Annotated in this window: 12 protein-coding genes; 5 read left to right on the top strand and 7 right to left on the bottom strand. The window is 65.5% G+C overall.

Translation table 11 applies throughout. The annotated features are described in order from the left end of the window. Positions 1 to 32: 32 nt before the first annotated feature. Entirely contained in the window at positions 33 to 1,388 is a 1,356-nt protein-coding gene (locus DBV14_RS17635; protein WP_124460463.1) for an AsmA-like C-terminal region-containing protein, read from the bottom strand. A gap of 112 nt (positions 1,389 to 1,500) precedes the next feature. Between DBV14_RS17635 and DBV14_RS17630 the strand changes: the two genes are divergently transcribed. Further along, positions 1,501 to 1,923 (top strand): hotdog fold thioesterase, encoded by a 423-nt coding sequence (locus tag DBV14_RS17630; protein WP_124460462.1) that lies wholly within the window; start codon positions 1,501 to 1,503, stop codon positions 1,921 to 1,923. Positions 1,924 to 2,044: 121 nt separating this feature from the next. On the opposite strand, the gene DBV14_RS17625 is transcribed toward DBV14_RS17630, so the two are convergent. Both DBV14_RS17625 and DBV14_RS33455 read right to left on the bottom strand, forming a co-directional pair. Next, the gene (locus DBV14_RS17625) at positions 2,045 to 2,548 is read right to left on the bottom strand and encodes a DUF3592 domain-containing protein (RefSeq protein ID WP_185546052.1); all 504 of its coding nucleotides are present in this window, start codon (positions 2,546 to 2,548) and stop codon (positions 2,045 to 2,047) included. Positions 2,549 to 2,597: 49 nt separating this feature from the next. Continuing rightward, the gene (locus DBV14_RS33455; protein ID WP_185546051.1) at positions 2,598 to 2,831 is read right to left on the bottom strand and encodes a hypothetical protein; all 234 of its coding nucleotides are present in this window, start codon (positions 2,829 to 2,831) and stop codon (positions 2,598 to 2,600) included. Positions 2,832 to 3,007: 176 nt separating this feature from the next. On the opposite strand from DBV14_RS33455, the gene DBV14_RS17620 reads away from it, so the two are divergent. Further along, positions 3,008 to 4,294, top strand: a complete 1,287-nt coding sequence (locus DBV14_RS17620; RefSeq protein ID WP_124460460.1) for a solute carrier family 23 protein — start codon at positions 3,008 to 3,010, stop codon at positions 4,292 to 4,294. 17 nt (positions 4,295 to 4,311) lie between these two features. Here DBV14_RS17620 and DBV14_RS17615 read toward each other — a convergent pair whose 3' ends face one another. From DBV14_RS17615 to DBV14_RS17605, 3 genes are read right to left on the bottom strand one after another with little or no spacing between them, the layout of a single operon-like run. Further along, positions 4,312 to 6,234 carry a DUF2235 domain-containing protein gene (locus DBV14_RS17615; RefSeq protein WP_124460459.1) on the bottom strand — a complete coding sequence of 641 codons (1,923 nt, stop codon included), beginning with the start codon at positions 6,232 to 6,234 and terminating at the stop codon, positions 4,312 to 4,314. Continuing rightward, positions 6,224 to 6,799 (bottom strand): DUF3304 domain-containing protein, encoded by a 576-nt coding sequence (locus DBV14_RS17610; protein WP_124460458.1) that lies wholly within the window; start codon positions 6,797 to 6,799, stop codon positions 6,224 to 6,226. Before DBV14_RS17610 ends, DBV14_RS17615 begins: the two co-directional genes overlap by 11 nt. After that, a complete protein-coding gene (locus DBV14_RS17605; protein ID WP_124460457.1) occupies positions 6,789 to 7,451 on the bottom strand; it encodes a DUF3304 domain-containing protein in 663 nt (220 codons plus the stop codon). Before DBV14_RS17605 ends, DBV14_RS17610 begins: the two co-directional genes overlap by 11 nt. A 272-nt stretch (positions 7,452 to 7,723) precedes the next feature. Between DBV14_RS17605 and minC the strand changes: the two genes are divergently transcribed. The 3 genes from minC (at position 7,724) to minE (ending at position 9,675) form a co-directional block, all read left to right on the top strand. Continuing rightward, complete coding sequence (gene minC, locus DBV14_RS17600; RefSeq protein ID WP_124460456.1) at positions 7,724 to 8,515, top strand: septum site-determining protein MinC; 792 nt, start codon at positions 7,724 to 7,726, stop codon at positions 8,513 to 8,515. Between the two features lie 63 nt (positions 8,516 to 8,578). Next, positions 8,579 to 9,394, top strand: coding sequence for a septum site-determining protein MinD (minD, locus tag DBV14_RS17595; RefSeq protein ID WP_124460455.1), 816 nt, complete (start codon positions 8,579 to 8,581; stop codon positions 9,392 to 9,394). 2 nt (positions 9,395 to 9,396) lie between these two features. Further along, a complete protein-coding gene (gene minE, locus DBV14_RS17590) occupies positions 9,397 to 9,675 on the top strand; it encodes a cell division topological specificity factor MinE (RefSeq protein ID WP_124460454.1) in 279 nt (92 codons plus the stop codon). On the opposite strand, the gene DBV14_RS17585 is transcribed toward minE, so the two are convergent. After that, positions 9,676 to 11,319 (bottom strand): rhodanese-like domain-containing protein, encoded by a 1,644-nt coding sequence (locus DBV14_RS17585; RefSeq protein ID WP_124460453.1) that lies wholly within the window; start codon positions 11,317 to 11,319, stop codon positions 9,676 to 9,678. It lies immediately after the preceding gene. Positions 11,320 to 11,524 lie beyond the last annotated feature (205 nt).

Below are 11,524 nucleotides of genomic sequence, written 5' to 3'. Positions count from 1 at the left end.
AAGCCAAAGAATGACCCCGCAACCAACCCTCTTCAGCGCTGCGACGCTCGCGGCTTCGGCACCGGCTTCTTCGTTTCGGTGGACGTCTTGTTGTCGCCGCCGCCGAACAGCTTTTCCACCTGCTGCCCCACGCGCGCGCCGATGGCCGTTCCCACGCCCGGCAACACCGCGCTACCGATCGCCGCGCCCGTGAGCGCGGCGCCGGTCAGCGACAGCTCGGGGTCGCTCACCGTGCCGCCGATTTTCAGCGGCACCCCGACCACCCCATCGACCAGGTCGACCGCCACCTCCCCGTCCATCTTGCGATTGAACAGCCGCAGCTTCCCGCTCGCGGTAAGCACCCCCGAACGCGCCTTCAGATTGCTGTACTGCATCACCACACCATCGTCCGTGCCCTGCGTGTCCAGCGTGCCCGTGAGCTCATCGAGCGCGGTGCGCCCGCCGCGGCTGATGCCGACGGTGGTCACGGCCTTGGCGATGTCCAGCTTCGTCAGCGTGGCGGGCTGCACGGTGAAGGTGGTGCGGGTGTGCAGGCTGCGCATCAGCGCGCCCACGTCCTGCGCCTTGTCGGCCTCGGCCGTCAGCGTGGAATGGCCCGAGACCTTGCCGGCCAGGGAACTGCTGCGGCCGAAGGCCTGCACCAGGCTCTCGATATCGACCTGGCGGGGTTCGAGCTCGGCCGACACGCGCAGCTTGCCGCTGGCCAGCGTTTCGAAGCGTGCGACGCCGTTCCAGGTGCCGCCCCCCGCGTCGATGCGGGTGCGCCAGCGGTCCTGCCCGGCTTCGCGGTCCAGCCGCAGGCGCGCCGGCGGCGACACGCCTGCGCGCTCGATGCGCGCCTGGCGCGGGCGCCATTCGGGGTCGAAGACAACCTCGCCGTCGTAGGCCAGTGCGATGTCGCGCCGGTCGATCCAGACCACGTCGCGCCAGCGCACCTGTTCCACGGGAACCGGCGCCAGCGTCCAGGGCGCGGGCAGCGCGACGACGTTGCCGCCACCCTCCACCGGCTTGGGGCCCTTGCCGCGGAAAGCCCGCACCGAGGCCCGCGGCAGCACCAGGCTTTCGAGCTCGACCTCGTCCAGGGCAATGACGCGCTGCAACAGCAGCGGCGCCAGCTTCAGTTGCAGCGTGATGCGGCGCAGGGTGATGGGGCGCGGCTGGTCGGTGGCGATGTCGGACAGCACCAGCACGGGCACCGGCAGCAGCGACCAATGCGCGCCCCCGACCTTCAGCGCAATGCCGAAGCGCTGCTCGAAACCGCTGGAAATCCGCTCCGCCACCTCGGCGTCGGTCGGCAGCCGGGCCCGCACCACGAGCACCAGCACGCCGGCGCCCAGCACCAGGACGGCGGCAATGCCAATGAGCCAACGTCGGACCGGGTGCTTCATCGGCCCAAGTTAGCACGCAAAGGCGACTGCCGTTGTCAGCCGCCATCGCTATAGTTTCCAGACACTCACCCTCCCTCCCATCCTCCCTGTCCCGGAAACCGGAAAGAACCGAATGCGTATCTGGAAAAAAGAAATCTCCGTCGAAGCACTGACCCGCAACCACGTCGGCACCGCCGTCGCCACGCTGGGCATGGAGTTCCTGGAGGTGGGCGACGACTTCATCCGCGCCCGCGTGCCGGTCGACGAGCGCACCCGCCAGCCCTACGGCATCCTGCATGGCGGCGTGTCGGTCGTGCTGGCCGAAACGCTGGGCTCCTGCGGCGCCCACTACTCCGCCCCCGAAGGCGACCGCGCCGTGGGCCTGGACATCAACGCCAACCACATCCGCTCGGTCACCAGCGGCTGGGTCATCGGCACGGCGCGCCCGGTGCACCGGGGCCGCACGACGCAGGTCTGGCAGATCGACCTGACGAACGAGGCGGGCGAGCTGACCTGCGTGTCGCGGATCACGATGGCGGTGTTGCAGCCGCGCTGAAAGCGGCTGTCTCGGCAGCGTCATGCGCCGGCGCGAGCTGGCACGCGCAATGCCAACTGGCATTTCGTGATCTTCTGCAAACGTCGCGGCAAATACCTACCTGGCGCAGGCTTGCTCTGGTCTATCGGACATTTCTTCGGTCCGCCCTCTCTTGTCGCAGCAGAGAACGCCCCATCATGAAGCTGAGAACGGTGAAGACGGGCCAGAGCGCCATGCCGAACCAGGAGCCGTCCGAAATATTGCCCACCATCACTGTTGCCTCGCTCGGAGACGAGGGCCGTACCCAGACGCGGACATGCTCGCCGGGTGGATGGGACGCCGCAATCATGCTGGCGCGTGGCTCGGAGCCACAGTCAACCCAGCCAAATGCGATGCGTCGACTTTCGTGCACCTGTGCGTTGTACACATACCTGTAGCGAACAAGGGGGTAGTACGAACCACCCTTGCCACAGCCGAGCACGGGTCGCGACTCGACGATCGTGCCCGTGACAACCGGCCAGGACTCGGCTCGCATTGCCTGCACCAGGGCCCGCACTTCGTGCAAGAAGAGCACGGCGAATACCACGGCTCCGCCAAGAAGCATCCAGCCGCCCGTCTTGTTTCGATTGACCTGTGGAAGCGACATATCTAACGCCCTCTGCTTTCGCGGGTGCTGGAAAAGAGAGGCCAGAAAGCTACGAACACCTGCATTCCACCGGTCCTGTGCCGCGCATGCCGGCCGTTTGCTCCCAGCGGTAGATGCTGACCATGGACCCGTTCTTCCCCAGAGTGGCGCAGTGCTTGATGCAGTCCTGCTCCGGTGATGAAAGCCAACTGGCGCCATACATGATGGCGGCAATCAATGCCATGAAAGCGCCAAATCCAAATGCGACCTGGATGCCGAGCGGAATGGAGTGCTTGCGGGTCATGGGTGCCTGAGGTTTTAACGGCGTCGCCAAGCCGTTGAATGGCCGCTTGATCGCGTGTCCGCCTATGACTGACATCCTAGCCCGCTTGCCGCCGCTATCGCCCACAATCACGCCCCGGGAACCCCGACGCATTGCGGCTTCCCGCAGGCACCACCAACAAGAAGGAGAAAAATCACATGTTCAACTGGACTGAACGGCCCGCGTCCGCGCTGGCCAACGGCGCGGTCATCGCGCCCGACGAGCGGCTGCCCTGGTTGCAGACGGGCGCGATGGGCGTGCAGCACGTCATCGCGATGTTCGGGGCCACGGTGCTGGCACCGATCCTGATGGGCTTCAGCCCCAACATCGCGATTTTGATGAGTGGCATCGGCACGCTGATCTTCTACTTCGTGACCGGCGGCAAGGTGCCCAGCTACCTGGGGTCGAGCTTCGCCTTCATCGGCGTGGTGATCGCGGCCAGCGGCTACGCGGGCAAGGGGCCCAACGCCAACATCGCGGTGGCGCTGGGCGGCATCATTGCCTGCGGGGTGGTCTACATCCTGATCGGCGCGCTGGTCCAGGCCATCGGCACGGGCTGGATCGAGCGCTTCATGCCACCGGTGGTCACCGGGGCGGTGGTGGCGGTGATCGGGCTCAACCTGGCGAGCGTGCCGATCAAGAACATGGCCGGCAGCAACTTCGAGTCGTGGATGCAGGCGGTGACCTTCCTGTGCGTGGGCCTGGTGGCGGTGTTCGCGCGCGGCATGCTGCAGCGCCTGCTGATCCTGGCCGGGCTGATCCTGGCGACGGTGGTCTATGCCGTGCTGACCAACGGCCTGGGCTGGGGCAAGCCGGTCGACCTGAGCGGCATCGCCAACGCGGCCTGGTTCGGCATGCCGACCTTCACCACGCCGGTGTTCACGGCCAACGCGATGCTGCTGATTGCCCCGGTGGCGATCATTCTGGTGGCGGAAAACCTGGGCCACCTGAAGGCGGTGACGGCCATGACGGGGCGCAACCTCGACCCCTACATGGGCCGCGCCTTCATCGGCGACGGCATCGCCACGGTGGTGAGCGGCGCCGCGGGCGGCACGGGCGTGACGACCTACGCCGAGAACATCGGCGTGATGGCGGCCACCCGCATCTACTCGACGGCGGTGTTCGTGGTGGCGGCGCTGATCGCGCTGGTGCTGGGCTTCAGCCCCAAGTTCGGCGCGCTGATCCAGGCGATTCCGCTGCCGGTGATGGGCGGCGTGAGCATCGTGGTGTTCGGCCTGATCGCCATTGCCGGCGCCAAGATCTGGGTCGACAACAAGGTCGATTTCTCGCAGAACAAGAACCTGATCGTGGCCGCGATCACGCTGATCATCGGCACCGGCGACTTCACGCTGAAGTTCGGCGACTTCGCGCTGGGCGGCATCGGAACCGCGACTTTCGGGGCGATCATTCTTTACGCGCTGCTGGGCAAATCGCGCAACGCTTGAGAAAGAAGACCGCGTGTTCAACTCTTGTCGAACACGCGCCGATAACGCACATGTCCGCCGAGTTCGCGTCGCGTCTTGCGCGTCACAAGGCGTACCGCGCCACTGGTGGTCATGTCCTCCATCGCCAGCAACTGATCGCGATCGGCATCCGTGAGGATGGGGAATTCTCCCGGATGGTGTCGCTGGTGATCAAGAATGCGCCGCTCCAGATCGTTGAGCGAAAGCATCGCATCGGACGCTACGCCCTGCATTCGCGTCGCCTGCCTGGGGTCGGCACGCATCTGCTGCAGGCGTTCTTGCGCAGCGCGCAGCCGGGCCTGGATTTCCTTGATCTTCTGCTCGCGGTCATAGGCCGTCACAGGCCCCACCATGTAGAACGACGCGTGGGAGTCGTGCACCATCAGATCGAAGAACCTGCCGACCAGTGGCGGGACGACCGATGACCCGCTTTGCAGATAGGTGGCGTTCACCTGCACGAAGTCGCGTTCCGCCTGCGCAAACGAGGGCTCGTGATGAGGCCTCGCAATGTGTGCCCGCTGTTTTTCCAACGCCTTGGCCATGTCGGTCATGAAGTCGCCGTCGCTCTCCATCACATCCTGGCGATCCTGCGAGCTGGCCTGCTTGTAGCTTTCGAGCGTGTCGGTGCGACCGATGCAGCGCAGCCTCCAGAGCCAGTACAGTTTCATGTGGCCATGCAAGGTTTCTTCGACTGTCGGCGCCGCCACACCAGCCGCCCATTCGCGGTAGGCGTTGAAGTACTTGGCGCTTTCTTCGTTGATCTGCAAGTCGGCGACGGTTTCACCTCCCTTTGCGGCCTGTTTGAGCTGCGCAATGCTCAGCAAGGGCACCGCACTCACCTGCGCCTCGCGGTACATGTCCAACAGCGGCATCTGCGATAGCAGCTTGCTGCGTGACTCGCTGGCCTTGCCCTGACAACCGGGGTCATAGCCGCCGCCCACGTCGGAATGCGCACCGGGATATACCTTTTCAATGCAGTTGAGCGGATAGCGCGTGCCCGTGCGCGCCGTCGAGAGCGGAAAGTTGAGTCTGATCTCGTGGGCCGCGCACAGGTGTACGCAACGCTCGACCGAAGGGGCGATGTCCAACGTGCCGCTGGCCCAGCCACCCAGCCCCCGATGCGTGGGCGAGGAATCCGCCAGGCCGACGGACGCCACCGAATCGAAAAGCCCCAGGAACTGAAGACGAAAAGGAACCCCGGCCAACGTGTAGCCTCCGCCGTCGGCCTTGAGCATGATGTTGTGAATGAAGTGGCAAAACGCGCGCGCTTGTGCCGCCCCACGAGAAAAGCCGAACACGCTCACGCTGACAAGGCTCAAGCGCTTGGGCGGCCTCCTCTTGAGTCCCCGTTCGAGCTTTGCGAGCAACCCTCCGTCCGAGGCAATGCCTTCCCCGCAGAAGTAGGCGCGCTTGCCTTCGATATTGGAGCCGGGGTTCGATCCATAGTGCAGAGGTTGGGCGTGCACGAGGTCCTTGAGTTGCTCAGCCGGGACAAGTCGCTCCCTGAGAATTGTTCGATGCATGGCATTGAGCATCTCGAGCAACGCCCAATTGATGCGTGCGTCACCACCGGTCGCCTTGGCCTTGCCATCCGGCGTCTCCGTCAATTCTCCAATCTCCGGGAACGGTGTTCCGACGCCCGGAACATAGATGCGGTAGAAGCCTTCCTCCGGTTTGTCCTTGTAGGTGTCGTACAGCACGACCACATTGCTGTGGCTGCGCGCATTCGGATTGCTTACATCCAGTTGGTCACGCTGGCGGTTGTTGTTGGTGCCGTCGAAGAAGACGCCGACGTGGACCTGAAAATCGCAGTGAGGGCCTCGGGAAGCGGCGCAACTGGCCGCGCCAGCTTTTTGTATCTGCTCACGGAACGACAACGGGCGTTCGCCGGACTGCGCAATGGGGATGGGGCTAACGGCCATGGACGGACTCCTGGGAATGAGAAAGCGTTGACAACGGCACTACTGGGTGCTGCGGGTACGGCATGCCCGAGGGATGCTTCTCGTGGCCAAGGTCGTATTTGCTGACCCACACCTTGATTTCGTCCTCGGGCAAGAAGAACACCTGGAGGCTGCCCATCGTGTCGGCCTCATAGGGTTCGATCGAAACGCTTTTGGAGAGCGCGCGGACTTTCCAGCAGCATTTCAGTTGCTCGTCCGTCGAGAGGTGCGCAATCTGCTCATAGGGCACGGTCCAATCGCCCATCCGCCAGGTCAGTTCGACTTTGAGATCGGGCGACCACTTGGCCGGCAAACTCACGCAGCATGAAGTGGCCCCACCGCCGCCATAGGGCGGGAGGTTGGAGCCGTACATGTTGTTGACGAAATACCGCTGCACTCCCTCGTTCGTGAAGTTGTAGCCGGTGATGCCCACCATGACCGGTTCCATTTTCTTTGGAGCTTCCGGCTTGCAACCCGTCAGCAGCACAGCCGCTGCGACGAAAAGCACGAGCCAGCGCCACAACAGCTGAAGCAAGCTATCGATCATTGGTGGGCTCCCCGGAATGAGAAGGCGCAGACGGCGCGGGGTAGCCCATGCGCGAGGGATGGCCTGGGTTCTGCGGACCTGCCAGATAAACCCATACCTTGATTTCGTCCTCAGGCAGGAAGAACACCTGGAGGCTGCCCATCGTGTCTGCCTGATATGGCTCGACCGAAACAGTCTTGGCAAGTGCGCGGACTTTCCAGCAGCATTTCAGTTGCTCGTCCGTCGAGAGATGCGCAATCTGCTCATAAGGCACGGTCCAATCGCCCATCCGCCAGGTCAACTCGATTTTGAGCTCGGGCGACCACTTGGCCGGCAGACTCACGCAGCATGAAGTGGCCCCGCCCCCGCCATAGGGAGGAAGGTTGGAGCCGTACGTGTTGTTGACGAAGTACCGCTGCACCCCCTCGTTCGTGAAGTTGTAGCCCGTGATACCCACCGTGACGGGCTCCTCTTTCTTCGGCGCGTCCGGCTTGCAAGCCGTCAGCAGCAAAGAAAGTACGCCGGCGAGGGCGAGCCAGCGACCCAAGGTGCACAAGCCCGCGATGGCCGACCCCGATGCGGAAACCAGCCACGGAACGACGGCACCGATGCATGGCGGCCGTTTGCGGGCGCGCGAAAGCGCATCGCCCCTGCGCTGCGAGATGGTCGGCATGGATCCCCCTGTGCTTTTGTTTTTTCCACGCCATATGCCGGACGACGGCCAGACGCGAGCCAGCAAATTCTATGAATCGGGTCTTTTCATGGCGCGTCTCTGCGTCGATCCAAACCGCTGAACCGTGCATTGCGACCGCAACGAACTCCTTCCCTTCTGAAATGCAACGTGGTGCAATAAATGTTGTGGTGGAGTGAGTGAATGTGGCGCTGTTCATCGGGCTTTGGCCCGCGCCCGTTAGACTCCAACGCTTTTCGCACCGACGTTTTCCAATGGCCGATGTCTCCGCCGCGCGCACCAAGGCGGTTTTCGAATTCAAGAGCGCCACGCTGCCGCTGATCGCAGTGATCCTCAAGACGTCCGACCTGGACGTGCTGGCCGAGGCGCTTGACGCCCAGCTGGCCGACTCGCCCGACTTCTTCGAGCAGGAGCCGGTGGTGATCGACCTCTCGCTGCTGCAAGGGCAGGACGAGGAAGGCAGCGACGCCGACGCCGCTTCCTCCCCCAACGCCGAGATCGACTTCGCCGCGCTGCGCAGCCTGCTGGCGCGCCACCAGACCCAGCCCATCGCGGTGCGCGGCGGCAACGCCGCCCAGAATGCCGCGGCCCGCGCCGCCGGCCTGTCGCTGGCGGCCATGCCCTCGGCGCCCGCGCCCCGGCCGCCGGCCCCGCCCGCCGAGGCCCCTGCCTCGGAAGCCCCGCAGATCGTGCGCGAAGTGCCGGTGCCGGCCAACGGCACGCTGCTGATCGACAAGCCGCTGCGTTCGGGCCAGCAGGTCTACGCCCGCGGCGGCGACGTGGTGGTGACGGCCGTGGTGAGCTTCGGCGCCGAGGTCATTGCCGACGGCAACGTGCACGTGTACGCCCCGCTGCGCGGCAAGGCGATTGCCGGCGCGCGCGGCAACACCGAGGCGCGGATCTTCTCGACCTGCATGGAAGCGCAGCTGGTGGCCATTGCCGGCATCTACCGGACCAATGAAGTCCCGCTGCCCGATGCGGTGCTGGGCAAGTCGGCCCAGGTGCGCCTGGACGGCAAGAAAATCGCGATCGACGCCATTCCCTGACTGACCTCGGGGAACGCGGCGACCTGACAACCAACAACAGAATCGAAACAAGAAGGAATGGCCATGGCCAAAATTGTGGTGGTGACTTCGGGCAAGGGCGGCGTCGGCAAGACGACCACGAGCGCCAGCTTTGCATCGGGCCTGGCGCTCGCGGGCAAGAAAACGGCCGTGATCGACTTCGACGTGGGCCTGCGCAACCTCGACCTGATCATGGGCTGCGAACGCCGCGTGGTGTATGACCTGATCAACGTCATTCAAGGCGAAGCCAACCTGAGCCAGGCGCTCATCAAGGACAAGCAGTGCGACAACCTGTTCGTGCTGGCCGCCTCGCAGACGCGCGACAAGGAAGCGCTGACGCAGGAAGGCGTCGAGAAAATCCTGGCCGACCTGGCCGCGATGGACTTCGAATACATCATCTGCGACTCGCCCGCGGGCATCGAGACCGGCGCCATGATGGCGATGTACTTCGCCGACGAGGCGCTGGTGGTGACCAACCCCGAAGTCTCCTCGGTGCGCGACTCCGACCGCATCCTGGGCATGCTGAGCAGCAAGACCAAGCGCGCCAAGGACGGCGGCGACCCCATCAAGGAGCACCTGCTGATCACCCGCTACAACCCGAACCGGGTGGCGGGCGGGCAGATGCTCTCGCTGGAAGACATCCAGGACATCCTGCGCATCAAGCTGATCGGCGTGATTCCCGAGTCGGAAAGCGTGCTGCATGCCTCCAACCAGGGCGTGCCGGCGATCCACGACAAGGACACCGACGTGGCGCAGGCCTACAGCGACGTGGTGGCGCGTTTTCTCGGCGAAGAGAAACCCATGCGCTTCGTCGACGCCGAGAAGCCGGGCTTCTTCAAGCGGATTTTCGGGAGCAAGTAGGCATGTCGTTTCTCTCGTTCCTGCTTGGCGAGAAGAAGAAGACTGCAAGCGTCGCAAAAGAACGCCTGCAGATCATCCTCGCGCACGAGCGCTCCAGCCTCAGCGGCAAGAAGCGCCCCGACTACCTGCCCGAACTCCAGCGCGAGCTGGTGGCGGTGATTTCCAAATACGTGTCGATCAACGCCGACGACATCAAGGTGCACCTGGAAACCCAGGACAACCTCGAAGTGCTCGACATCAAGATCGAGCTGCCCGACCCGGCCCCTACGCCGGCCCGCTAGTCAGTCAGGCAGCGGGAAGAAGCGAAAGCGCACCGACGGGTCTTGCAGCACCCGCTCGGCCAGCGCGCGCTCCCACGCCAGGTAGTCGGCCCAGGCCGCGTCGCGTCGCGGACCGAACACACGCATCACCGAGCCCCAGTCGTCGTCGAACGGGGTCAGGAGCTGGGCCGGCACGAAAGCGGTGGTCAGCGGCCGCCCTGAGGCCTTCCAGCCCTGCGTTCCGTCCTGGAGCCAGGTGAACACCGCCCCCGAACCCGGCCAGCGCTGGTGCGCGTCGCGCGCCACGCGGGCCGCGGCCGCGCCGTCGGGCGAGGTAAAGACCAGCGTGCGCCCGGCCACGGCGTGCGCGGCCAGCGGCGCCAGCGAAGCCGGCAGCATGTAGAGCGCGCCCGGCAGGTGGCCGCGCTCGTAGTCGAGGCTGGGGCCGACATCGATCACCGTGACCGCGCCGTTCCGGCGCAGCTGGGCCAGCGCGGCGGGGTCGAGCGCCTGCGGCGCGTCTTTCGCCACGGCGGAGGGTGTTGCGGGCGGCGCCTGTTCCGGCAGGAAGGCGCCGCCGCCGTCGTCGTCATAGATATGCACTTCGGCCTGGTTGAGCTGCGTGAGCCAGAAGCTGGTGACGGCCGCGCGCAACCGGTGCGCCGGATCGTCGAGCAGCACGATGCGCGCGCCCCGCGTGCCGACGAGGTTTTCGAAATGCATCAACAGTTGCCCGCCCGGCACCTGCTGCACCGCCGTGCCCGCCAGCGCCGGATCGGCCGTGGGCCGCACATCGAAGAGGTAGAGGGTGCGGGTGTCGTCGGCCCGCCATTGCGCGAGCTGCCGGGCATCGGCCACCGGCAGCGCGAAGCGTTCGATGAGCTCGTCGGCGATGCGGCGCAGCACCTGCGGCGACTCGGGCGGAAGCTCGTCGTCGGGCGCGGCGTTCTGCACGGTCGGCGCGCCCTGCAGGCCCCAGGCCATGACGCCGTCTTCGACGAACACCGCATCGGGCGCGTGGCCGAGCAGCCGCAGCGTGGTCGCGCCGATGATGCCGCGCGTGCGGCTGAAGCAGTTGATGGCCCACACGTGCCCTTCACCTTGCCGCGGCTCGAAGTGGCGCAGCGCGAGCTCGGTGCCGGGGTGGTTGCGCGCGCCGGGCAGCGACAGGAATTCGAATTCGGCGCGCGGCCGGGCGTCGACGAGCGTGGTCGGCAGGCCTTGGCGCTGACGGGTGCGCAGCGCTTCGACGGGCAGGGACGGCGTGCGGTAGTGCAAGCGGGCCCGGTCGCCGAAGGCCTTGACGAGGGTGCCGTAGCCGTCGATGGCGGGCAGGCCTTCCGTGACCCAGCGCTGCAGGCCACCATCGAGCGTACGAACGTCGGAGTAGCCGATGCGGGCGAGCAAGGCGGCACCGGCCTGTGCGGCGCCGTCGGGCGCGTTGTAGTCGTCGTAGAGCACGACGGGCGTGGAGCGGCGCGGCACGAGTGCACCGATCTGCAGTTCGAGGCCGCTGCAGGGGGCGTTGCGCGCGAGGTTGGGGTGGCGCTGCACGAACCACCGGGTTTCGCGGACGTCTAGCAGCGCGAGTTCCTGGGCTGGCTCGGCGAGCAGCGAGGTCTGCAGTTCGGCGGGGGGGATGGCCTTTTTCGGGGTCCAGCTCATTTCGGTTTTCTACTACGTTAGGGCTTGTCGTGTTGTTGTCGCTGTCGTTTGGGGGCGGGTGCGTTCTTTGTGCGTGCACAGGACACCGGGTACTTCCCTCCGCGAATGTCCCCCGCTTCGCTCCTCCTTTATTTCGCTGCGGGAAGCACCCGATGCCCTGCGCACCTGGGCACGCTCTGCTTTAGCGGCCGATCAACGACCGCTC

Origin of the sequence: Variovorax sp. KBW07 (genome assembly GCF_003852515.1) — a bacterium.
In the GTDB taxonomy this organism is placed as follows: Bacteria; Pseudomonadota; Gammaproteobacteria; order Burkholderiales; family Burkholderiaceae_C; genus Variovorax.
Note: the sequence above shows the minus strand (reverse complement) of the source record. Positions and strands in the feature narration are given on the sequence as shown.